This is a genomic window from Acidovorax sp. 107 (assembly GCF_003058055.1).
Taxonomy (GTDB): Bacteria; Pseudomonadota; Gammaproteobacteria; order Burkholderiales; family Burkholderiaceae_C; genus Acidovorax.
Genome location: NZ_QBTZ01000001.1, coordinates 4,625,429 through 4,647,132, shown reverse-complemented (window position 1 = coordinate 4,647,132; position 21,704 = coordinate 4,625,429). Strand labels below are relative to the sequence as shown.

Annotated in this window: 20 protein-coding genes; 7 read left to right on the top strand and 13 right to left on the bottom strand. The window is 65.4% G+C overall.

The annotated features are described in order from the left end of the window. Positions 1-24: 24 nt before the first annotated feature. From C8C99_RS21640 to C8C99_RS21625, 4 genes are all read right to left on the bottom strand, one after another. Positions 25-1,002: a beta-ketoacyl-ACP synthase III gene (locus C8C99_RS21640; protein WP_056646253.1), complete on the bottom strand. Its 978-nt coding sequence runs from the start codon at positions 1,000-1,002 to the stop codon at positions 25-27. Next, positions 1,002-2,054 carry a phosphate acyltransferase PlsX gene (gene plsX / locus C8C99_RS21635; protein WP_056646256.1) on the bottom strand — a complete coding sequence of 351 codons (1,053 nt, stop codon included), beginning with the start codon at positions 2,052-2,054 and terminating at the stop codon, positions 1,002-1,004. The genes C8C99_RS21640 and plsX overlap by 1 nt, the downstream gene beginning before the upstream one ends. A gap of 107 nt (positions 2,055-2,161) precedes the next feature. Beyond that, positions 2,162-2,344, bottom strand: coding sequence for a 50S ribosomal protein L32 (gene rpmF, locus C8C99_RS21630; protein WP_005794249.1), 183 nt, complete (start codon positions 2,342-2,344; stop codon positions 2,162-2,164). Between the two features lie 112 nt (positions 2,345-2,456). After that, positions 2,457-3,005 (bottom strand): DUF177 domain-containing protein, encoded by a 549-nt coding sequence (locus tag C8C99_RS21625; protein ID WP_056646259.1) that lies wholly within the window; start codon positions 3,003-3,005, stop codon positions 2,457-2,459. Positions 3,006-3,030: 25 nt separating this feature from the next. Here C8C99_RS21625 and C8C99_RS21620 point away from each other — a divergent pair, with 25 nt between their 5' ends. Beyond that, on the top strand, positions 3,031-3,630 hold the full coding sequence (locus tag C8C99_RS21620) for a Maf family nucleotide pyrophosphatase (RefSeq protein WP_108626855.1): 600 nt from the start codon (positions 3,031-3,033) through the stop codon (positions 3,628-3,630). Next, a complete protein-coding gene (locus tag C8C99_RS21615; protein WP_108627270.1) occupies positions 3,627-4,403 on the top strand; it encodes an SAM-dependent methyltransferase in 777 nt (258 codons plus the stop codon). The genes C8C99_RS21620 and C8C99_RS21615 overlap by 4 nt, the downstream gene beginning before the upstream one ends. Positions 4,404-4,666: 263 nt before the next feature. Here the strand turns inward: C8C99_RS21615 and C8C99_RS21610 are convergent, their stop codons facing one another. From C8C99_RS21610 to C8C99_RS21595, 4 genes are all read right to left on the bottom strand, one after another. Further along, positions 4,667-5,713, bottom strand: a complete 1,047-nt coding sequence (locus C8C99_RS21610; RefSeq protein WP_108626854.1) for a S49 family peptidase — start codon at positions 5,711-5,713, stop codon at positions 4,667-4,669. A 97-nt stretch (positions 5,714-5,810) separates the two neighbouring features. Continuing rightward, complete coding sequence (locus C8C99_RS21605) at positions 5,811-6,188, bottom strand: Rieske 2Fe-2S domain-containing protein (protein ID WP_056646272.1); 378 nt, start codon at positions 6,186-6,188, stop codon at positions 5,811-5,813. Positions 6,189-6,218: 30 nt separating this feature from the next. Next, the gene (locus tag C8C99_RS21600) at positions 6,219-6,893 is read right to left on the bottom strand and encodes an HAD family hydrolase (protein WP_056646276.1); all 675 of its coding nucleotides are present in this window, start codon (positions 6,891-6,893) and stop codon (positions 6,219-6,221) included. Between the two features lie 19 nt (positions 6,894-6,912). After that, positions 6,913-7,914 carry an RluA family pseudouridine synthase gene (locus tag C8C99_RS21595; protein ID WP_108626853.1) on the bottom strand — a complete coding sequence of 334 codons (1,002 nt, stop codon included), beginning with the start codon at positions 7,912-7,914 and terminating at the stop codon, positions 6,913-6,915. A gap of 599 nt (positions 7,915-8,513) precedes the next feature. Here C8C99_RS21595 and C8C99_RS21590 point away from each other — a divergent pair. The 4 genes from C8C99_RS21590 (at position 8,514) to queF (ending at position 14,558) form a co-directional block, all read left to right on the top strand. After that, positions 8,514-11,651: an Rne/Rng family ribonuclease gene (locus tag C8C99_RS21590; protein WP_108626852.1), complete on the top strand. Its 3,138-nt coding sequence runs from the start codon at positions 8,514-8,516 to the stop codon at positions 11,649-11,651. 230 nt (positions 11,652-11,881) lie between these two features. Further along, positions 11,882-12,667, top strand: a complete 786-nt coding sequence (gene yaaA, locus C8C99_RS21585; RefSeq protein WP_108626851.1) for a peroxide stress protein YaaA — start codon at positions 11,882-11,884, stop codon at positions 12,665-12,667. 36 nt (positions 12,668-12,703) lie between these two features. After that, complete coding sequence (locus C8C99_RS21580) at positions 12,704-13,615, top strand: 2OG-Fe(II) oxygenase (protein ID WP_056646286.1); 912 nt, start codon at positions 12,704-12,706, stop codon at positions 13,613-13,615. 97 nt (positions 13,616-13,712) lie between these two features. Then, positions 13,713-14,558 carry an NADPH-dependent 7-cyano-7-deazaguanine reductase QueF gene (gene queF / locus C8C99_RS21575; protein WP_108626850.1) on the top strand — a complete coding sequence of 282 codons (846 nt, stop codon included), beginning with the start codon at positions 13,713-13,715 and terminating at the stop codon, positions 14,556-14,558. Positions 14,559-14,591: 33 nt separating this feature from the next. Here queF and C8C99_RS21570 read toward each other — a convergent pair whose 3' ends face one another. From C8C99_RS21570 to C8C99_RS21555, 4 genes are all read right to left on the bottom strand, one after another. Further along, on the bottom strand, positions 14,592-14,858 hold the full coding sequence (locus C8C99_RS21570) for a hypothetical protein (RefSeq protein WP_056061307.1): 267 nt from the start codon (positions 14,856-14,858) through the stop codon (positions 14,592-14,594). 100 nt (positions 14,859-14,958) lie between these two features. Then, positions 14,959-16,518 carry a PAS domain-containing methyl-accepting chemotaxis protein gene (locus C8C99_RS21565; RefSeq protein ID WP_108626849.1) on the bottom strand — a complete coding sequence of 520 codons (1,560 nt, stop codon included), beginning with the start codon at positions 16,516-16,518 and terminating at the stop codon, positions 14,959-14,961. 147 nt (positions 16,519-16,665) lie between these two features. Then, entirely contained in the window at positions 16,666-17,883 is a 1,218-nt protein-coding gene (locus tag C8C99_RS21560; protein WP_108627269.1) for a DNA polymerase IV, read from the bottom strand. Positions 17,884-18,018: 135 nt separating this feature from the next. Next, positions 18,019-18,966, bottom strand: a complete 948-nt coding sequence (locus tag C8C99_RS21555) for a DMT family transporter (protein ID WP_108626848.1) — start codon at positions 18,964-18,966, stop codon at positions 18,019-18,021. Between the two features lie 135 nt (positions 18,967-19,101). Between C8C99_RS21555 and C8C99_RS21550 the strand changes: the two genes are divergently transcribed. Beyond that, positions 19,102-19,983: a LysR family transcriptional regulator gene (locus tag C8C99_RS21550; RefSeq protein WP_108626847.1), complete on the top strand. Its 882-nt coding sequence runs from the start codon at positions 19,102-19,104 to the stop codon at positions 19,981-19,983. Positions 19,984-20,014: 31 nt separating this feature from the next. Here the strand turns inward: C8C99_RS21550 and C8C99_RS21545 are convergent, their stop codons facing one another. Then, entirely contained in the window at positions 20,015-21,700 is a 1,686-nt protein-coding gene (locus C8C99_RS21545; protein ID WP_108626846.1) for a thiamine pyrophosphate-binding protein, read from the bottom strand. Positions 21,701-21,704: the final 4 nt, after the last annotated feature.

Here is a 21,704-nt window from a genome sequence, read left to right as displayed (position 1 = left end):
CGCCGGTCTTTATTGCGCTAGCAGCTACAACTTCAGGAGCACGGCACCCCAGGTGAAACCGCCGCCCACGCCTTCGAGCAGCAAGGTTTCGCCTTTCTTGACCTGACCGGAGCGCACCGCATGGTCCAACGCCAGCGGAATGGATGCCGCCGAGGTGTTGCCGTGCTGGTCCACCGTGACCACAACCTTGTCCATCGACATCTTCAGTTTGCGGGCGGTGCCCTGCATGATGCGGATATTGGCCTGGTGCGGGATCAGCCAGTCGATGTCAGCCTCCGTCAGGCCCGCCTTCGCCAAAGCGGCGTGGGCCGCCTTCTCCAGCACCCCTACTGCCAGCTTGAAGACCGCCTGCCCATCCATTTTGAGGACGGGATCTCCCAGCACCTGACCACCGGACACGTTGCCTGGCACACACAGAATATTGACATGCTTGCCGTCAGCATGCAGGTCGCTAGACAAGATGCCGGGCGTCTCAGAGGCTTCCAGCACGACGGCACCAGCCCCGTCACCAAACAACACGCAGGTGGTGCGGTCATTGAAGTCCAGAATGCGACTGAAAACTTCGGCGCCAATCACCAGGGCGCGGTTGGCAGCACCCGTCTGGATCATGGCGTCCGCCACCGACAGGGCATAGACAAAACCGCTGCACACCGCTTGCACATCAAAAGCGGGACAGCCATTGGCACCCAGCTTGTTTTGCAAGATGCAAGCCACGGACGGGAACACCATGTCCGGCGTGGACGTGGCCACTATGATCAGATCGATATCGGTCGGCTGCAAATTGGCGGCCTGCAAGGCATTGCGCGCAGCTTCCAGACCCAGGTCGCTCGCAGTCACGTCGGGCGCAGCAAAATGGCGCGCCCGGATACCCGTGCGCTCCACAATCCATTCGTCAGAGGTCTCGATGCCACGCTGGCCCAGTTCGGCGACCAGATCGGCGTTGGTCAACCGGCGGGGGGGCAAATAGCTGCCGGTGCCGGTAATGCGGGAATAACGTCTCATTATTGTGCGGTCGCCGCAACGCCAGGCAGGGGCTGGGCATCTGCAGGCGCCAACAGGGGCGCCGCATGCGCAATCCGGGTCCGGACACGGTCGAGCAGGTTGTTGCGGGCTGCATCATACGCCCGGTTCAACGCCTGCTCGAATGCCATGGCGTCCGCCGATCCGTGGCTCTTGAACACCAGGCCGCGCAGACCCAACAGCGCTGCGCCGTTGTATCGACGGTAGTCCATGCGCTTCATCAGCGCTTTTAAGATCGGATAGGCAACGATGGCAGCAATTTTGGTAAAAATATGGCGCGAAAACTCCGTTTTAAGCGCGCCAATGATCATCGAGGCAACACCCTCGCTGGCCTTGAGGGCCACGTTGCCCACAAAACCGTCGCAGACCACGATGTCCACCGTTCCCTTGAAGATGTCATTGCCTTCGACGTTCCCATAGAAGTTAAGATCACCCGAGTTGGCTGCAGATCGGAGCAGTTCGCCTGCTTTTTTGATGACTTCGCTGCCCTTAATGACTTCTTCACCAATGTTCAGCAGCCCCACGGTGGGCTCGCCGCCCTCCTGCAGGACCGACACCAGGGCGGAACCCATCACGGCAAACTGCAGCAGATGCTCGGCCGAGCAATCCACATTGGCCCCCAGGTCCAGCACCGTGGTTGCTCCGCCGGTGGCATTGGGCAATTGGGTGGCGATGGCAGGGCGATCAATGCCGTCCAGCGTCTTGAGCAGATAGCGGGCAATCGCCATCAAGGCGCCTGTGTTGCCTGCAGAGACAGCAGCCGAAGCCGTGCCATCCTTGACCTGCTGGATGGCCACGCGCATTGAAGAATCCTTCTTCTTGCGCAGAGCCACCTCCACCGGGTCGTCCATCGCCACCACTTCGGTAGCAGGAACGATGGTGGCGCGGTCGTGGGAAAACGACTGCAAGCTGTCCGCCAGGCCAACAAGCAGCAGACGGGCATCGGGATGGTGTTCGAGAAACTGGCGGCACGCCGCGAGCGTGACGCGGGGGCCATGGTCGCCCCCCATGCAGTCAACAGCCAGTGTGATCATGGGCGACTTGTCCGGCCGGCCCGAGGGGCCGAGAGATGAATACGACGGTCAAAACAAAGGCCCGCGCTACAGAGTTTGTAGCAACGGGCCTTTGGATGGGGTGAAGGTCAGGCTTCAGACTTGTTCTTCAGCACCTGACGGCCACGGTAGAAACCGTTGGGGCTGATGTGGTGACGCAGGTGCGTTTCACCGGTGGTGGGTTCCACAGCAATGCCCGGCACGTTCAGGGCATTGTGCGAGCGGTGCATACCGCGCTTGGAAGGGGACTTTTTGTTTTGCTGAACGGCCATGATGGCTCCTGATCTGGAATAGGTTGGTAAAAACGCGATCAGCCCAAAAAGACACGATGGGGTTCGCGTGAAGCCCACGATTATAACCCAAATGCTTTTTGGGGTCGATTCATCAATCCTTGCCATCCTTTCGAAGGGCGGCCAAGGCTGCAAACGGGTTGGGTTTTTCGGCGTTGGCTTCTTCAAAATCGTCATCGGAAGACGCCAGGGGCACCGAGGTAGGGCACTCGTCGTGCTTGGGCACGACGGGCAGCGCCATCAGCAGCTCGTCTTCGATCAGCTCATGCAGATCAAACTCCCGGCTCAGGGCCAGCAGGTCTTCTTCACTCTCGTCGTCCAGCGCTTCGGCGGTGGCCTCGTCGGCCACAAAGCGAAACTCGCGCTCCACCTCCAGGGGTACATCCACCGGGGTCAGGCAGCGCTGGCACTCCATGGGAAAGCTCGCTCGCACCTTGATGCGCAACCACACCTGCCCCATACCACCCAGCGCAGTGCGTACCTCGCCCACCGCCTCCCAGTCCACCAGCAGGTCGGGGTGCAAGCCCTTGGCCTCTTGCGCCAGGCGTTCGTACTTGAGCAGCGAGTCGTGGCCCGCCAGCCGACCACCTGCCTGTGCAAAGGCTTTCACGTCGAGGCGCTGTGCGGAGTATTCCTTGGTCATGGCGGCAGTGTAAGAGAATCGGCGCATGCATCAATCCCCCTCCCCGCAACGCCCTCTGGTATTGGGCTCGACCTCGCGCTATCGGCGCGAACTGCTTGAGCGGCTGAATCTGCCTTTTGAAGTGGCTGCCCCCGACGTGGATGAGACCCCCCTGCCCGGCGAGGCCCCGCGCACTCTGGCTTTGCGCCTGGCGCTGGCCAAGGCACGCGCCGTGGCGCGACAGCACCCCGAGGCCGTGGTGATTGGCTCCGACCAGGTGGCCGACCTGGCCGGTGAGCCGCTGGGGAAACCGGGCCAGCACGAACGCGCCGTGCAGCAGTTGCGCCAGATGCGCGGCCAGACGGTGGTGTTCCACACCGCCTTGGCCGTGGTATGCGCCGCCACCGGCTTTGAGCAGGTGGACCTCGCCCCGGTGGAGGTGAAGTTCCGCGACCTGTCCAACGAAGAAATTGAGCGCTACTTGCGCGCTGAGCAGCCCTACGACTGCGCGGGCAGTGCCAAGAGCGAAGGCCTGGGCATTGCGCTGCTGGACGCCATCCACAGCGACGACCCCACAGCACTCATCGGATTGCCGCTGATTCGCACATGCCGCATGCTGCGCGCAGCGGGGCTGGTGCTGCCATGAGCGTCAAAACCGGCACCCTGTTTCTGGTGCCCGCCCCCCTGGACTTTGGCTGCGACACACAGGCCCCGCTGCAGGACGCCCTGCCCTCCGCCACCCTGCAGACTGCAGCCCGCCTGACGCAATGGGTGTGCGAGAACGCCAAGAGCACACGAGCCTACCTCAAGCGCATCGACGCGCTCCACCCTCTGGCCCTGCCCCTGCAGCAGCAGCAGATCACCGAGCTGCCGCGCGAGGTGCACAAGAAGGGCGACCATGGCGACAAAGGCTCAGCCCCGTTCGACGCACGCCCACTGCTGACTGCAGCACTCAACGGTCACGACATCGGGCTGGTCAGCGAAGCGGGCATGCCCGCTGTGGCCGACCCTGGCTCGTCGGTGGTGCGGGCCGCGCACGACCTGGGCCTGCGCGTGGTGCCGCTGGTGGGGCCTGTGTCGCTGCTGCTGGCCTTGGCAGCCAGCGGCCTCAACGGGCAAAACTTTGCCTTCGTCGGTTACTTGCCACAAGACGGGCAAGAGCGCACTCAGCGCATCAAAGAGCTGGAAAGCATCGCACTGCGCACGGGCCAGACCCAGCTGTTCATCGAGACCCCGTACCGCAACCCTGCCCTGTGGCAGGCCTTGGTGCAAACGCTGCAGCCCCATACCCGCCTGGCGCTGGCCAGCGGCCTGACCCTGCCAGACGCGCGGGTGCAGAGCCAGTTGGTGCGCCAGTGGAAGCAGCAGCCCGCACCACCGGACAACCGCACGCCCGTGGTGTTTGCGCTGGGGCGCTGAAACGGCGACGGGGCGGCACAGTGCGGGGACAGGGCCTGCTTGCTACATATTCAGGAGCACTCCGGGCATATTCCACTGGCACATTCACCCCAAAACACCCAAAACCGCTGCATAACGGCCTTGCACCGGCATCGAGGCGCAACACCAACCTGGGCCCACAAAAAAGCCCCGGCAGAGACCTCTGCCGGGGCTTTAGATACACATCTCCAGTCAATTCAAGGGCTTGCAGAGGATCAAGCCCCCTGCCGACTCACAGGCGAATGTCAGCGCAGCTGCGGCCCCGACACGGCCAGCGACTTGACTGCGCCCATGCCCACGGCCGCACCAAAGCGCTTGGCCAGGCGCTCTGCCACGTTGTCGCGGCGGGTGTAGTCGATGATGTCTTCGGCCTTGACCACTTCGCGCGCCACATAGTCCAGGTTGCCCAGCTTGTCGGCCAGGCCCATTTCCACGGCCTGCTGGCCCGTCCAGAACAAGCCGCTGAAGGTGTCGGGCGTGGTCTTGAGGCGGTCACCCCGCCCTGCCTTCACCACAGCGATGAATTGCTGGTGGATCTGGTCCAGCATGGTCTGCGCGTAGGCGCGCTGCTTTTCAGTCTGCGGGCTGAAGGGGTCGAGAAAGCCCTTGTTTTCGCCCGCTGTGAGCAGGCGGCGCTCTACACCCACCTTTTCCATCACGCCGGTGAAACCAAAACCGTCCATCAGCACGCCGATGCTGCCCACGATGCTGGCCTTGTCCACGTAGATATCGTCCGCTGCGGCAGCGATGTAGTACGCGGCCGAGGCGCAGGTTTCCTCCACCACGGCGTAGATCGGTTTGTTGTGCTTGGCCTTCAGGCGCACGATCTCGTCGTTGATGATGCCGGCCTGCACGGGGCTACCGCCGGGCGAATTGATGAGCAGCACCAGCGCTTGCGAGCCCTCGTCCTCCAGCGCACTGCGCATGGCAGCCACCACGAACTCAGCGCTGGCCTCGGCGCCGCTGGCGATCTCGCCCTTGATGTCCACCACCGCAGTGTGCGGCGTGCTTTTGCTGGCGCTGGGCGATGCCTGGCGCAGCGCCGCGAACGCCACGACCGCAATCAAGACCAGCCAAGTCAGGCGGAAAAAGATCTTCCAGCGGCGAGAGCTGCGTTGCTCATTGAGGGCGGCAAAGGCCAGCTTTTCCAGCGTGGCACGTTCCCAGCCGGGTTCACGCGATGAATCGCTCACAGATGCTCCTGAATTAGTAGCTACTTGTGCCCACAGATCGGGGGCGGAATTGCTTTTGGGGTCAAAGCCCGAGGAACCGGGCTGCTGAGGGTCTGTCATGTCTTGTGTCCTGGGCGCTGCACCGCCGCGGCCTGTGCGCTGCGCTGGCTCACACCACGCGACAGCACATGAGGGGGCTTCATCTGATCTGGGTTTTCTAGAACTCTACGGGTTGCAGGTTATAGGCAGTATGCCAGTGCACCACGCCATCGCTCTCTGACAAGGCAATTTTCACCAGCCCGCCGCGGCAGGGCCCGCCTGCACACTGGCCGGTGCTGGGCAGGTAGGCTGCCCCGTGGGTGGCGCACAACAGCCAGTGGCCTGTATCGTCAAAAAAACGGTTCGGCTGGTAGTCCATTTCCATTGCGACATGGGTGCAGCGGTTGAGGTAGGCGTGCGGCAGGCCTTGGTAGCGGATCGCAAAGGCCCGGCAGGTCTGGCCGGCGTACTGCACATCAAACGGCACGGCCAGGCCTCCATCGACGAGGTCGGCACTGTTGCACAGCGCAACAGCCTGCTCAGGCGAGGTGGTCATGGGCTCGGTCCGCTCCTCTACTACCCGGCGTCAGGCGTTTTGCAGCAGCCAATCGTGCAGCTCGCGCACCGAATGGGCAACCGCCAGGGGCTTCAGCGCGTGAAAGGCGTCGGGCTCGTGGGCACCGTAACTCACCCCCACGCTGGCGCAGCCCGCGTTGACGGCCATCTGCAGGTCATGGGTGGTGTCGCCAATCATCAAGAGGCGCTCGGGCGACACGTCAAATTCGGCCATCAGCTCCTGCAGCATCAGAGGGTGCGGTTTGCCCGCGGTCTGGTCGGCCGTGCGTGAGCCATCAAACACACCCTTGAGCTGCACCGTATGCAACGCCTCATCCAGCCCACGCCGACTTTTGCCCGTGGCCACCGCCAGCAAGTGGCCGCGCTCCCGCAAGTCGGTCAACAAAGGCAGCACGCCTTCAAACAGGCTCAGGTCGTCCTGGTGCTGGATGTAGTGAAAGCGGTAGCGATTGCCCAGTTCAGGGTATTTTTCGGGGGGCACATCCGGGGCTGCATAGGCCAGGGCCTGGGTCAGCGCCATGCCGATCACGTACGACGCCTCCTTGTCGGTAGGCACGGTGCCACCCACGTCGCGCACCGCCGCCTGGATGCAGCGCACGATGATGGCTGTGGAATCAAACAGCGTGCCGTCCCAGTCAAAGGCAATCAGGTCGAAGCGGCGCGGACGGAAGGTTTTGGCGGGCATGGGGTTCGTTCATGCCTTCTCAGGCGGGGGACACAAAATCGGCCAGCTCGGGGGGCAGTTCGGCATTCAACTGCACACGTTCGCCCGAGGCGGGGTGGTTGAACTGTAACCGCCACGCGTGAAGGAACATGCGCTTCATCCCCAGCTTCTGCAGACGCTTGTTGAGGTCGAAATCACCATATTTATCGTCACCCACGATGGCGTGCCCCTGGCTGGCGAGGTGCACGCGGATCTGGTGGGTGCGGCCGGTCTTGATGGTCACCTCCAGCAGCGACATGGCCGGCAGGCCCTGCGCGGAACGCGCGGGCACGGTGCTGCGCACCTTGACCAGCGTGATGGAGCGCATGCCGTCCGGGTCGTCGGGCGTGGTCACGCGCACGCGGCGCTCGCCATCAGCCTGCAGGTATTTGTGCAGCGGCAGGTCGATGACCTTCTTGTTGGCAGGCCAGGTGCCTGTGACCAGCGCCAGGTAGGTCTTGCCCGTCTCGCGCTCGCGGAACTGGTCCTGCAGGTGAGTAAGCGCTGACCGCTTTTTGGCCACCAGCAGGATGCCCGAGGTTTCGCGGTCCAGCCGGTGCACCAGCTCCAGGAACTTGGCAGCCGGCCGCGCCTGGCGCAGCTGCTCGATCACGCCAAAACTCACGCCGCTGCCGCCATGCACCGCCACACCGGCGGGTTTGTCGATGGCGATCAGGTGCTCGTCTTCCAAGAGAACGGGAAATTCACGCGCGGGCGCCGGACGCTCGGCCTTCTCGGCCACCTTGTCGGAGATGCGCACGGGCGGCAGGCGCACGACATCCCCGGCTTCTACGCGGGTGTCGGCGCTCACGCGGCCTTTGTTGATGCGTACCTCGCCGCTGCGGATGATGCGGTAGACATGCGTTTTTGGCACACCTTTCAAGTGGCGTATCAAAAAGTTATCGAGCCGCTGGCCGGCGGAGTCAGCATCCACTTCCACCAGGCGGGCTGCGGGAAGCCCCGCAGAAGCTGCGGGCGGTTTGGCCCCTATAATGTGTTTCACCTGCGCGTTGTTATGTAAGTGGTTGATTTGTCTGGAGTTTAGTCCACACAGCCCTTGCCCCTCACGCAGGCAGGTCGATGCCAGCGGGCGTCGTGCGCGCAGATTGCAGGCCAGATGCCTGTGATGGCCAGCACGCCGTGCGGCGGGCTGACAGATTGAAACACTGATACGGAATCCCCCAAGCTGGCAGATGTTCCCTACCCGGGCGCAGCCTGTCAGCGGATCAAAGCGAGCATGTGGTTGTTGATGAGCTGGATGGTGACCTTGTGGCGGTGGCTGATGCCCCCGGCTGCACGCTCCAATTCGGCTCCAGCGCCCAGCCAGCAAGCGCAATCAGCTACTTTTTTGCTAGCAAAACTGCGCTCCTACCACTCGCCCCCATCCACGCGCCCCTGCCTCACGATGCTGCGCTAGAGCGCGGCAGATCATTGGCATTCCCGGCAATTCCCTTCGTTTCGATGCGTCAGTCCAGGCATTCACAGCTCCTGTAGAGCTTGTTGTTAATGGTTTGGAACTGTGGGCGGCAGCCCGCGCAGCTTTCCCTGCTGAGAGGGTTGGTTGCACCGCTGCCGTCCGCAACACACTGAAGGAATCGCATCATGAAGCGGATGCTCATCAACGCCACGCAGCCCGAAGAACGGCGCCTGGCCATCGTCGACGGACAAAAGCTCCTCGACTACGAGATCGAGATCGAGGGGCGCGAGCAGCGCAAGGGCAACATCTACAAGGCCGTCGTCACGCGCGTTGAGCCCTCGCTGGAAGCCTGCTTCGTCGATTACGGTGAAGACCGCCACGGTTTCCTGCCGTTCAAGGAAATCTCGCGCAGCTACTTCACCCCTGGCGTTTCGCCCAGCCAGGCGCGCATCAACGAAGTGATCAAGGAAGGCCAGGAGCTGCTGGTCCAGGTCGAAAAAGAAGAGCGTGGCAACAAGGGCGCCGCCCTGACCACCTTTGTCTCGCTGGCTGGCCGCTATGTGGTGCTGATGCCCAACAACCCCCGTGGTGGTGGCGTGTCGCGCCGCATCGAGGGCGAGGACCGCGCCGAGCTCAAGGAGGCGATGGACCAGCTGGAGTACCCCAACGGCATGTCCATCATCGCGCGCACCGCCGGCATCGGCCGCACCGCGCCCGAGCTGCAGTGGGATCTGAACTACCTGCTCAAGCTGTGGAACGCCATCGACGGCGCCGCCAAGGGCGGCAAGGGCGCCTTCCTGATCTACCAGGAATCAAGCCTCGTCATCCGCGCGATCCGCGACTATTTCAACAACGACATCGGTGACATCCTCATCGATACCGACGACATCTACGAACAGGCGCAGCAGTTCATGGCGCACGTCATGCCCGAGCATGCCGCCCGGGTGAAGCGCTACCGCGACGACGCCGCCCTGTTCAGCCGCTTCCAGATCGAGCACCAGATCGAATCGGCCTACGCGCGCACCGTGCAGCTGCCCTCGGGCGGCGCCATCGTGATCGACCACACCGAAGCGCTGGTCAGCGTGGACGTGAACTCGGCCCGCGCCATCAAGGGCGGCGACATCGAGGAAACCGCTACCCGCACCAACCTGGAAGCCGCCGACGAAGTGGCCCGCCAGATGCGCCTGCGCGACCTGGGCGGCCTGATCGTGATCGACTTCATCGACATGGAAGAGTCGAAGAACCGCCGCGAAGTGGAAAACCGCCTGCGCGATGCGCTGCGCCAAGACCGTGCCCGCGTGCAGTTCGGCACCATCAGCAAGTTCGGCCTCATGGAAATGAGCCGCCAGCGCCTGAAGCCCGCGCTGTCCGAAGGCTCGTCCATCCCCTGCCCCCGCTGCGGCGGCTCGGGGCACATTCGCGATACGGAATCGTCGGCGCTGCAGATCCTGCGCATCATTCAAGAAGAATCGATGAAGGACAACACGGCCGCCGTGCACTGTCAGGTGCCGGTGGAAGTGGCCTCGTTCCTGCTGAACGAAAAGCGCACCGAGATCGCCAAGATCGAGCTCAAGCAGCGCGTGGCCGTGCTGATGGTTCCCAACAAGACGCTGGAAACCCCCAACTACCGTCTGGAGCGCCTGAAGCACGACGACCCACGCCTGGACCACATCGAGGCCAGCTACAAGCTCGCGGAAGAGGTGGAAGACCCCACCGCCGTGACGCGCCGCTCGCAGGAGCCCACCAACAAGCAGACCCCGGTGATCAAGGGCGTGCTGCCCGACGCACCCGCCCCCGTGGCCGAGCCCCGCCCCGAAGGCGCTGCACGCCCACCGCGTGGTGGCCAACGCCCCGCAGCCAATGCAGCCCCTGCGCCAGCCCCCGTGGCCGCTCCAGCCCCCGCCGCTGCTGCACCCCAGGAACAAGGCTTCTTCGCCTGGCTCAAGGGCCTGTTTGGCTTTGGCAGCGCACCTGCAGCGCCCGCCCCTGTGACGACGGCATCGCCCGCAGCCGCACCGGCCGCCGCTGACACCGCCGGCCGTGGCGAGCCCCGCCGCGAAGGCCGCAACGGTGAAAGCCGTGGCCGCCGTGGTGGCCGCGACGGCAACCGGGACGGCCAGCGCGAAGGCGCACCGCGTGACGGCAACCGTGAAGGCGGCTCCGGCGAAGGCCGTGGCCGCCGTGGCGAGCGCTCTGCCGAAGGCCGCGCCCCCCGCGATGCAGACAGCCGTCCACCACGCGACGCAGAGCGCCGCCCCGAAGGCGAAGGCCGTGAAGGCGGTCGCAACGGGCGCGGCGAAGGCCGTGAAGGGGGCCGTGGCCGCCGCGACAGCGAGTCGCGCAACCTGAACGCTGGCGTGAATGGTGACAACACCAACGCAGCAACCACTCCGGTGGAAGGCCCCAACGCGGGCAACACCGGTGGCGCAGAAGGCCAACCGACCCAGCAACCCCGTGGCGAACGCGGCCCACGCCGCGAACGTGGTGATCGCGGTGGCAACCGTGGCGAGCGCGGTGAACGCGCTCCCCGTGCGGTCGAGGCCCAGGAGGCAGGCGCCACAGCCGCCGCTGGTGACTTTGCGGACACCGCTCCACTGGCATCCCTGCCGGACCTGGACCTGAGCGGCAATGATGCACCCGCCAACGGCAATGGCGCCACCGAAGAGCAGCGCCGCGAGCGCCGCTCCCGTGACCGCTACGGCCGCGACCGCCGCGAACGCGGTGAGCGCGGTCCGCGTGACAACAACGGCAATGCCGAAGCAGCCGCACCGGCCATGCTCGATTTCGAGCCCACCCAGGCAGAACCCGCGCCTGCACAGGACGAAGCACCGCGCCGCAGCTACTTCAGCAGCACGGCCGCCGCAGAGCCAGCCGCACCGGCTACCGCCCCCGCGGTGGCGCCAGCCGCTGTAGCCTCTGAGCCCGCTGCAGCAGCCCCTGCTGCCGCACCCGTCGCAACGCCTGCAGCCCCACCGGTGGCCGCACCGGCCCCTGTCGCTGCACCCGCACCGGCGGCTGCCGCACCGGCCCCCGTGGCCCCTGCCGCAGCGCAAGCCAAGGGCCTGCCTCGCGTCCAGGCGTTCACGCTGCCCATCGATGAACTGCAGCAAGTGGCTGCCGCATCGGGCCTGCAGTGGGTGAACTCTGACGCAGACAAGATCGCGGCCGTGCAGGCCGCCATCGCTGCCGAGCCCAAGCCCATCCGCGTGCCCCGCGAGCGCCCCCCGGCCGTGGTGCTGGACGAAGGCCCGCTGGTGCTGGTGGAAACCCGCCGCGATCTGTCGACCATGGCACTGCCGTTTGAGCAGCCCCCAGCCGCCTGATGCGCTGCAATGGCTGCTGCCCCCGGGGCCGCAGCCTACGTAAAGAAGGCGGCTCAGGCCGCCTTCTTTTTTTGGGCCCCTGGGCACGCACTGCCATTGGCACCAATACCCGCAAGCGCTTTAAGACAGCCTGTCAGCAGGTACCATTTCAGGTCGCTGGCGCCGCCAGCCGTCCTCTGCTTGCCAGGCCCCGCCCGCTTACCCTCCGCGATCCACGGACCCTTCGCCCCATGCTGTTCCTGCTGTCTCCCGCCAAATCGCTCGACTACGACACACCCGTGCCTGAGGGGCTGGCGCACACCACGCCCCAGTTCGTGCCGCAGTCCACAGCCCTCATCGAGGTACTGCGCGAGCAGTCGCCGCAGCAGATCGCGTCGCTGATGGAACTGAGCGACACGCTCGCGGCCCTGAACGTGGCGCGCTACCAGGCCTGGCGCCCCCGCTTCACGGCCCACAACTCGCGCCAGGCGGTGCTGGCCTTCAATGGCGACGTGTACGAGGGGCTGCAGGCCCGCAGCCTGAGCGCCGACGACCTGGACTGGGCCCAGAGCCATGTCGCCATCCTCAGTGGCCTGTATGGCGTGCTACGGCCGCTGGACCGCATGCAGCCCTACCGCCTGGAGATGGGCACACGCCTGGCCACCGAGGCAGGCAGCAACCTGTACCAGTTCTGGGGCCGCCAGATTGCCGAGCACCTGAACACCCGGCTGCGCGCCGACACCACGCCAGTGGTGATCAACCTCGCCTCGCAGGAATACTTCAAGGCTGTGGACCGCAAGGCGCTCAAGGCCCGCGTGATCGAATGCGTGTTCGAGGACTGGAAGGGTGGCAACTACAAGATCATCAGCTTCTTTGCCAAACGCGCACGCGGCCTGATGGCCCGCTATGCCATCACCCACCGCCTTGCCACGCCCCACCAGCTCGAAGGTTTTGATCTGGACGGCTATGCCTTTGCCCCGGCCTCGTCCACGCCTGAGCGCCTGGTCTTCCGGCGCAAGGCCCCGCCAGCCTTATAAACACCCCTCCCTGCTCTTTCTTGTTGAAGGACCGCCATGGCATCGCGTTCTGACCAGCACCCCGACAGCTCCACCACCAACGCCCGGCACGCCAGTGCCGCGCGGCAGGCCGTCACACCCGAGCTGCGCCGCTGGATCATTGAGCAGGCCCAGGCCGGCTACGCCGCGCCCGTGGTGCTGCAGTCCATGCGCGATGCGGGCTGGGACGAAGACGTGGCCGCCGACGCGCTGGAGGTTACGCTGCAAGAGCACCTGAACGACCTGGCCGTGCAGCAGGGCCTGCCCTCGGCCGTGCGGGTGCCCGAGCCCCGGCTGGATGAATCGCCTGCCCAGGTGGACTGCGGCGACCGCATCGTGAATGTGCTGCTGGCCATGGCCCAGCCGCGCATTGTGGTGTTTGGCAACCTGCTGTCGCCCGAAGAATGTGATGCCCTGATCGCCGCCGCAGAGCCCCGCATGGCGCGCTCACTCACCGTGGAGACCCGCACGGGGGGCGAAGAGATCAACGCGGACCGCACCAGCGACGGCATGTTCTTTCAGCGTGGCCAAAGTCCGTTGATCCAGCGCATCGAGGAACGCATTGCGCGCCTGCTCCACTGGCCTATCGAAAACGGCGAGGGCCTGCAGGTGCTGCACTACCGCCCCGGCGCCGAGTACAAGCCCCACTACGACTACTTTGACCCCGCCGAGCCCGGCACGCCCAGCATCATCAAGCGCGGCGGCCAGCGCGTGGGCACGCTGGTGATGTACCTCAACACGCCCGACAAAGGCGGCGGCACCACCTTCCCGGACGTGCACCTGGAGGTCGCACCACAGCGCGGCAATGCGGTGTTCTTCAGCTATGAGCGGCCGCACTCATCCACCCGCACGCTGCACGGCGGCGCCCCGGTGATCGCCGGGGACAAGTGGATTGCCACCAAATGGCTGCGTGAGCGGGAATTTCAGTAAAAACGCCGGTATGCGCTAGTCGAATATGCGCCAGTAGCTACAAAAATAGTAGCAAAAACACCTCCCTTTGGAACCCATACACCTGAAAGACCAGGCCATGAACACGCCAGAACAATCCCAGCTTGGCAAGGCCTCGGCCTATATCGACCAGTACGACGCCTCGCTGCTGTTCCCCATCCCGCGCGCTGGCAAGCGGGCCGAGATCGGCATTACCGGCGCAGCCCCCTTCTTCGGGGCGGACCTGTGGACGGCGTTCGAGCTGTCATGGCTGAACCAGCGTGGCAAACCGCAGGTGGCGCTTGCGCACATCACGGTGCCGTGTGAGACGCCCAACATCGTGGAAAGCAAGTCGTTCAAGCTGTACCTCAACAGCTTCAACAACACGCGCTTTGCCGATGCGGCCGAGGTGCAGGCCCGCATCCGCGCCGACATCAGCGAAGCCGTGTGGCGTGGCGCCGAGCACCCCGCCACCGTGGGCGTGAAACTCATTGCGCCCGATCTGTTTGACCAAGAGCCCGTGCATGAGCTGGATGGACTGAGCCTGGACCGGCTGGACGCGGAATGCACTCGCTACCAGCCCGCGCCCGACCTGCTCACGGCCACATTCAACGAAGCGCCCGTGACCGAGACCCTCACCAGCAACCTGCTCAAGAGCAACTGCCTGGTGACCGGCCAGCCCGACTGGGGCAGCGTGCAGATCAGCTACAGCGGCCCGCAGATCAACCAGGAAGGGCTGCTGCAGTACCTGGTGAGCTTTCGCAATCACAACGAGTTCCACGAGCAGTGCGTGGAGCGCATCTTCATGGACGTGTGGACGCGCTGCAAACCCATCAAGCTCACGGTGTATGCGCGCTACACGCGCCGGGGCGGGCTGGACATCAACCCCCTGCGCACCAGCCACCCGCAGGCCCTGCCGCGCAACGTGCGAACGGCGCGGCAGTAGGCCCCGACCATCCCCGTCAACCGACCGCGTCCGTCAGTTGCGCGCATCAATCCAGTCACACCGCAGGGTGTGGCGCAGGTGCGCACGGGTGCGCCAGGCAACATACAGGCTGGGGACAAAAATGCCGATCAGGCAGACCGGCGCGGCGCAGGGCTCGCCAAAAGCGCAGATGGGAAACCAGCCCACCCAGCCCAGCATCCAGACGGTCAGCACCAGGTCCCACAGATGGTATTCGAGCGGGTGGTCGGCCTTGTGCGCCACATGCCACTGCTTGATGCGCTGCAGCTCGTCGAGGGTCATGGTGATCTCCCGGAAAACGGGAAAATCACTGTAAGTTACGAGTAAGAATTCGTCAAGGGCTGTGTCGCCGCCAGTGGCTGACCGCCTCTGGTCCCCGCCCCTACCCCAGGCGGAACACATCCACCGAGCGGCCAAGCGATACCGCGCTCTCCTTGAGGCCCTGGGCCGCCTCCGCCGACTCCTCCACCAGCGTCGCGTTCTGTTGCGTCACCGTGTCGAGCTGGGTCACCGCCTCGTTGACCTGGGCGATGCCCTGCGACTGCTCCTTGGTCGCACTGCTGATTTGCTGCACCAGCATGCTCACCCGCTCCACGGCATGCACCACGCCCCCGATGGTGGTGCCCGCATGGTCCATCTGCTGTGCGCCGCTGGCGATCTGGTCCACCGTCACACCAATCAGGCCGCTGATCTCCTTGGCCGAACTGGCGCTGCGCTGGGCCAGCGCGCGCACCTCCCCCGCCACCACCGCAAAGCCCCGGCCCTGCTCGCCCGCGCGGGCGGCCTCGACGGCGGCATTGAGCGCCAGCAGGTTGGTCTGGAAGGCAATGCCCTCGATCACGCCCACGATCTCGCTAATCTTGGTAGACGACAGCTTCATCTGCTGCATGGCCGCGCCCACCTCCTGCACCGCCTGGCCACCGCGCTTGGCAATGTCGCTGCTTTGCGCACTCTCGTGCGATACCTTGGCCGCCGTCTCGGAGGTCTGCAACACCGTGCTGGCCAGTTGCTCCATGGCCGCAGCGGTCTCCTCCAGGCTGCTGGCCTGCGATTCGGTGCGGGCCGACAGGTTCACGCCGCCGCGTGCGATCTCGTCGGCCGATTCGATGAAGTTGCGCACCTCGGTGCGTACATCGCCCACCACCGCACGCAGGTTGACCTGGGTCTGCTGCAGGCGCTGCATCAGTGCGCCCAGGGGCTGGGGGTAGTCGGTGCCCACCGACGTGGCCAGGTTGCAGGCCGAGATGTCGGACGCAAAGCGGGTGGCATCGTGCATGCCCTGCAACACGGTGGCCTGAAAGCGCCACAACGTCCACCCAGCCCCCAGCAACAGCAACACCAGGCGCGCCACCCAGGCCGTGGTGCCTTGCAGTCCGATCACATCGGGCAGCAAGGCCAGCAGCACGGTCACCAGCAGCAGCACCGCCATGCGGGGCAACAGTGCCATGTGCGCGATGCGCTGCTGCCAGCCACGCACGCCGCGGTAGCGCACGTTGCCCGAGTCGAGGTAGAAGCTGCTGGCGCCCGAAGCGGCCTCGCTGCGCATCTGGGCATACAAGGCCTCGGCAGCTGCCATTTCTGCAGCGCTGGGCTTGGTGCGCACCGACATGTAGGCGCGCGGCTTGCCGCCCTCCATGATGGGGGTGACGTTGGCGCGCACCCAGTAGTGGTCGCCGTTCTTGCGGCGGTTCTTGACCAGGCCCGTCCACGGCTCGCCCCGGCCAACGGTGCGCCACATGTCCTTGTAGGCCTCGGGCGGCATGTCGGGGTGGCGAATGATGTTGTGGGGCTGGCCGATGAGTTCGTCATGGCTGTAGCCACTGACGCGCACAAACGCCGGGTTGCAGTGCGTGATCTCGCCCTTGGTGTTGGTGCTGGACACCAGCAGCTCATCACCGGGGTAGTCGAAGTTCTGCTGGGTCACAGGCAGGTTGATGCGCATTCAAAGCTCCTGAAGGGCCTGCGGCAGGGGCAGGCAGCGCGGCTTTTTGTGGGGTGTTGTAAGTAACCGCTTGATACGAATCAAGTCTAACTGCTCACCCTGCCGTTTTGCCCCTCCAACGCGCCGCTGCGGCTGGCGCGCGCTGCATCAGAAGAGCTGCCCGGTGCCCTTGTCCGCATCTGCGTGCGGCCTGCGTCGGCTGCCCGCAGCGGGCGCAGCAGTGTCTGGCTGCGGCGCGGGCTCCTCGCCACGTCGTACCAGCGTGCTGGCCCGCACACCCAGCAGCCTCAGGCGTTTGTCCAGCGGCACGCGCTTGAGGCATTGCCCTGCCAGCTGACGAATGGTGGCCCCGTCTGCCGTATAGCTGTCCGCCGTGTGGTCGCGCGTCGCGATCTTGAAATCGTCATAGCGCAGCTTGATGCCGATGGTGCGCGCCACATAGCCCTTGCGCTGCAGGTCCTCGGCCACGCGCAGGCACAGGTCGGTAAAGATCGCGCCCAGCTCTGCCCGGTCGCGCACCGCATGCAGGTCGCGGTCAAAGGTGGTCTCGCGGCTCATGCTCACGGGCTCGCTCTCGGTCACCACCGGGCTGTCGTCGCGGCCCCAGGCCACGCGGTGCATCCAGGCGCCGGAGGACTTGCCAAAGTGGCCCATCAGCCATTGCTCATCCTGCGCGGCCAGCTGTCCGATGGTCTCTATGCCCAGCCGCGCCAGCTTCTCGCCCGCCTTGGGCCCGATGCCGTTGATCTTGCGCACGTTCAAGGGCCAGATCTTGCTCTGCAGGTCTTCCTCGTAAACGATGGAGATGCCGTTGGGTTTGTTGAACTCGCTGGCCATCTTGGCCAGCAGCCGGTTGGGCGCCACGCCGATCGAGCAGGTCAGCCCGGTCCTTTCAAAGATGCTTTTCTGGATGAGCCGCGCCAGCACCCGCCCGCCTTCGCGCTGGCCTCCCGGCACGTCTGTGAAGTCGATGTAGACCTCGTCCACGCCCCGGTCCTGCATCACCGGCGCGATCTCGGTAATGGTGCTCTTGAACAGGCGCGAGAAACGTCGCACCTCCTCAAAATCCACCGGCAGCACGATGGCCTGCGGGCACAGCTTGGCCGCCTTCATCATGCCCATGGCCGAGCCCACGCCGAACTGACGCGCAGCGTAGGTGGCTGTGGTGATCACGCCCCGGCCCACATAGTCCTTGAGCAGCGGAAAGTCCTCCACCGGGATGAAGCGCCGCTCGCGCTCTGCGGTGCCGTCCGGGCTGCGCAGCAGCAACTCGTCCACCTTGCGCCGCCCGCCGCCAATCACAACGGGCAGGCCCTTGAGCTGGGGGTAGCGCAGCAGCTCGACGGATGCGAAGAACGCGTCCATGTCCAGGTGCGCGATGCGGCGCCGCTTGCAGGAAGGGGCAGCCTGCGCAGGAGTGGGGGTTTCAGAGGAATCGGGCTCGGTGGCGGTCACACCCGATATTGTGCGGGGCGGAGCCATCCCAGCGCAGGCGGTGCATTAGCGATTGCGCCTCGCGCCACGCTCCCCTGCCGCGATGGCGCCCAGCATCAGCACCACACCTGCCATCTGCCAACCGCCCAAGGTGTGCTGAAAGTAAACCCAGTCCACCACAATGGCGACCGTCGGGTAGGCAAACTGCAACACCGCCACCCGGGCCGTTGCCAGCCGGGCCATGCCTGCGTACATCAGGGTGTACGCCAGGCCAGTGTGGATCAGCCCCAGCCCTGCCAGCCATGCCCATGAGGCACCCCAGGCAGGCCAACCTTGGACCACGGGGGCCACCCACAGCACGGCTGCTCCCAGCGCACATTGCCACCACGCCAGCGCACCCACTGGCAGCACCCCCAAGCGCTTGGCAACCACGGTGACGGTGGCTGTGCACAGCGCACCGACCAGGCACAGGCCTACGCCCACCCAGTAGCCAGGCGCATGCCCGGCGCCAGACGAAGTCAGCCCCCCGGCCACGCCCGTGGCCAGCGCCAGCCCCACCATGGCGACCAGCACCGATACCACGCGCTGCCAGGGCACAGTTTCTTTGAGCCACCAGGCCCCCAGCAGCAATACCCACAACGGCTGCACATGGAACAGCACCACCGCCACCCCGGTGGGCACCTGCTGGATCGCCGTGAAAAACAACCACCAGCTCGCCAGCATCAGCCCGCTGAGCAGCAACACCCACAGCAAAGCCGCCCAGCCCACCCAGAGCCCCTGCCACAGTCCCGGCCATGACCGGTGGCGCCAAGCCATCCATAACGTGAGCCCGACGAGGCCAAAAGCGCAGCGGAACCAGGTCACCGTCAACGGCGCCGCCTGCGCCTCGTGCACGAACACGCCGATGGTGCCCAGCAGCGCGTTGCCCAGCACAAAGGCGATCCAGCCATCCAGTCGATGCGCAGATAGCAGCCCATGCGCGCCGACCGCAGGTGAAACGGATGCTGAAACCACGGGGACGGGTGTGCCTGAAACGGTAGAAGAAGACTGCTGCATGTCCGCAGTGTGGCCGTCAGCCTCAGCAATCGAAAGCGCATAATTTACGCATCAACCATTCGATCTTCGAATACATCACCACAGGGGCAATCCATGAGCTACCGCGATTTGCAATTCGACTGGCTTCAGTGCCTGGTGGCGGTGGTGGATGCAGGCTCGCTCTCTGGCGCGGCGGCCGAGGTGCACCGGTCCCAGTCAGCGGTCAGCATGCAGCTCAAGAAGTTAGAAGACGCCGTAGGCCATCGACTGCTGGAGCGCGACGCCCGCAAGCAGCACCTCACACCCGAGGGTGAAACCCTGCTGGGCTACGCCCGCCGCATTCTGGAGCTGCATGCAGAAGCGCACGATGCCCTGAACGGCGATGCCCTCACTGGCCGGGTACGGCTGGGGGTGCCGGATGACTACGCAGCGCGCTATCTCACGCCCGTACTCAAACGCTTTGCGCCCCGGCACAACGCGGTGGAGATTGAACTGGACTGCGAGCAGTCCACCGCCCTCATCCCGCGCGTGGCCAGTGGCGACCTGGACCTGGCCCTGATCTCGCGCGACCACGCACGCCGTGGCACGCTGCTATTCCATGAGCCCATGGTGTGGGTGGGATCAACGCAGTTCGAGTTGTGGAGGCGCGACCCGCTGCCCATTGCGGTGTACGAATCGGCCAGCCTGGCGCGGCGCGGCGCCATCCACGCACTGGCGCAGCAGGGGCGCCGCTACAAGGTGGTCTATCACAGCTCCAGTCTGGCCGGACAAATTGCAGCGGTGGAAAGTGGCCTGGCCGTGGCCGCCCTCACCCACTGCAGCGTGCCACCACAGCTGCAGGTGCTCGGCACCGAACACGGCCTGGGGCCGCTGGCGCCCATGGAGGTCGCCGTGTACCGCAGCCGCGCATCGCGCGGCTCCAAGGCGGTGGATAGCCTGCAGAACCTGCTGGTGCAGACCCTGCGGCAGTCCGGCGGCGCCCGCGTGACTGCCTGAGCGCCTCAGCGCCTGCTTACGAAACGGGAGCCTACTTCTTGGAGAGTGCCGCGCTGCGGATGCCCTGCAACGTGCCCGTGGGCGTGATCGCCTCGGAGTCGATCAGGCAGTGCAGCACGCTGGGCAGGCCGCTGGCACGGGCGCGGGCCAGTGCTGGTGCGAAGTCTTCCGTGCGCTCCACGCGCTCACCATGGCCGCCGAAGGCCTGGGCATAGGCCTTGAAGTCAGGGTTCTTGAGCTGCGTGGCGCTGATACGGCCGGGGTACTCGCGTTCCTGGTGCATGCGGATGGTGCCGTACATGGCGTTGTCCAGCAGCACCACGATGATGGGCAGGCCGTATTGCACGGCGGTCGCAAACTCTTGCCCGTGCATAAGGAAGTCGCCGTCGCCCGCAAAGATCACCACCTCGCGCTGCGGCCACAGGCGCTTGCCGCCCACGCCTGCGGGCAGGCCGTAGCCCATGGAGCCACTGGTGGGCGCGAGCTGGCTCGCGTAGGTGGTGAAGGGCCAGAACCGGTGAATCCAGGTGGCAAAGTTGCCAGCGCCGTTGCAAAAGATGGTGTCGGCGGGCAGCACGTCCTTGAGGTGCTGCATCACCTGGCCCATCTGCAGGTTGCCGGGGATGCGGATGGGCGCCGTATCGCTCCAGGCCAGATATTCGGCATGGGCGGCTTCTGCGTGGGCCTTCCACGGCACACCCGCCGTGGGTCGCACCGTATTGAGCGCCGCAGCAAATGCCTGGGGCGTGGCGTGAATGGCCTGTGTGGGGCGGTAAAGCTTGCCCAGCTCGTCCGCATCGGCATGCACATGCACAAACGGCTGCGCGGGCGTGGGAATGTGGAACAGCTCATAGCCCTGCGATGGCACCTCCGACAAGCGACCGCCCACCACCAGCACCAGGTCCGACGCCTTGATGCGCGCCAGCAGCTTGGGGTTGACGCCCAGGCCCAGGTCACCGCCGTAGCAAGCATGCGTGGCCGGGAACAGCATCTGGCGGCGGAACGAGCAGTACACGGGGATGGACCACGCTTCGGCAAACGCGGTGAACTCGCGCACCGCCTGCTCAGACCAGCGGCTGCCGCCCAGGATGGCCACAGGGTTCTTTGCGGCTTGCAGGCGCTGGGCCAGCTCGGCCATCTGCGCGGCACCGGGGTGGGTCTCCGTCACCTGATAGGGCAGCGCATCGGCCACCGTGGCGGCTTCGGTCAGCATGTCTTCGGGCAGCGCTACCACCACCGGGCCAGGGCGGCCCGAGGTGGCAACGTGGAAGGCGCGCGAGATCAGCTCGGGCACACGGGCCGGGTCGTCAATCTGCACCACCCACTTGGCCATGGTGCCAAACACGGCGCTGTAGTCCAGCTCCTGAAACGCCTCACGCCCCATGGCGTTGCGGGCCACCTGGCCCACAAACAGGATCATGGGCGTCGAATCCTGGTGCGCGATGTGAATGCCTGCCGAGGCATTGGTGGCACCGGGCCCACGCGTCACAAAGCAGATGCCGGGCTGGCCCGTGAGCTTGCCCTGCGCCTCGGCCATCATGGCCGCACCGCCCTCCTGGCGGCACACGGTCACGCCAATATCCGCGTCATGCAGCGCATCGAGCACGGCCAGGTAGCTTTCGCCGGGCACACAAAAGAGCTGCTTTACACCATGGGTGATGAGCTGCTGCACCAGGATCTGGCCGCCGGTGCGGGGGGTGAGGGAAGTCGGGTTCATATCA

What these genes read in the sequence shown, in the direction of transcription:
- C8C99_RS21550 (WP_108626847.1), top strand. Translation starts at nt 19,102, where the DNA reads ATGAGCTACCGCGATTTGCAATTCGACTGGCTTCAGTGCCTGGTGGCG.
- plsX (WP_056646256.1), bottom strand. Translation starts at nt 2,054, where the DNA reads ATGATCACACTGGCTGTTGACTGCATGGGGGGCGACCATGGCCCCCGC.
- rpmF (WP_005794249.1), bottom strand. Translation starts at nt 2,344, where the DNA reads ATGGCCGTTCAGCAAAACAAAAAGTCCCCTTCCAAGCGCGGTATGCAC.
- C8C99_RS21590 (WP_108626852.1), top strand. Translation starts at nt 8,514, where the DNA reads ATGAAGCGGATGCTCATCAACGCCACGCAGCCCGAAGAACGGCGCCTG.
- C8C99_RS21560 (WP_108627269.1), bottom strand. Translation starts at nt 17,883, where the DNA reads ATGGACGCGTTCTTCGCATCCGTCGAGCTGCTGCGCTACCCCCAGCTC.
- C8C99_RS21620 (WP_108626855.1), top strand. Translation starts at nt 3,031, where the DNA reads ATGCATCAATCCCCCTCCCCGCAACGCCCTCTGGTATTGGGCTCGACC.
- C8C99_RS21605 (WP_056646272.1), bottom strand. Translation starts at nt 6,188, where the DNA reads ATGACCACCTCGCCTGAGCAGGCTGTTGCGCTGTGCAACAGTGCCGAC.
- C8C99_RS21570 (WP_056061307.1), bottom strand. Translation starts at nt 14,858, where the DNA reads ATGACCCTCGACGAGCTGCAGCGCATCAAGCAGTGGCATGTGGCGCAC.
- C8C99_RS21610 (WP_108626854.1), bottom strand. Translation starts at nt 5,713, where the DNA reads ATGACAGACCCTCAGCAGCCCGGTTCCTCGGGCTTTGACCCCAAAAGC.
- C8C99_RS21625 (WP_056646259.1), bottom strand. Translation starts at nt 3,005, where the DNA reads ATGACCAAGGAATACTCCGCACAGCGCCTCGACGTGAAAGCCTTTGCA.
- C8C99_RS21580 (WP_056646286.1), top strand. Translation starts at nt 12,704, where the DNA reads ATGGCATCGCGTTCTGACCAGCACCCCGACAGCTCCACCACCAACGCC.
- C8C99_RS21615 (WP_108627270.1), top strand. Translation starts at nt 3,627, where the DNA reads ATGAGCGTCAAAACCGGCACCCTGTTTCTGGTGCCCGCCCCCCTGGAC.
- yaaA (WP_108626851.1), top strand. Translation starts at nt 11,882, where the DNA reads ATGCTGTTCCTGCTGTCTCCCGCCAAATCGCTCGACTACGACACACCC.
- queF (WP_108626850.1), top strand. Translation starts at nt 13,713, where the DNA reads ATGAACACGCCAGAACAATCCCAGCTTGGCAAGGCCTCGGCCTATATC.
- C8C99_RS21545 (WP_108626846.1), bottom strand. Translation starts at nt 21,700, where the DNA reads ATGAACCCGACTTCCCTCACCCCCCGCACCGGCGGCCAGATCCTGGTG.
- C8C99_RS21600 (WP_056646276.1), bottom strand. Translation starts at nt 6,893, where the DNA reads ATGCCCGCCAAAACCTTCCGTCCGCGCCGCTTCGACCTGATTGCCTTT.
- C8C99_RS21565 (WP_108626849.1), bottom strand. Translation starts at nt 16,518, where the DNA reads ATGCGCATCAACCTGCCTGTGACCCAGCAGAACTTCGACTACCCCGGT.
- C8C99_RS21640 (WP_056646253.1), bottom strand. Translation starts at nt 1,002, where the DNA reads ATGAGACGTTATTCCCGCATTACCGGCACCGGCAGCTATTTGCCCCCC.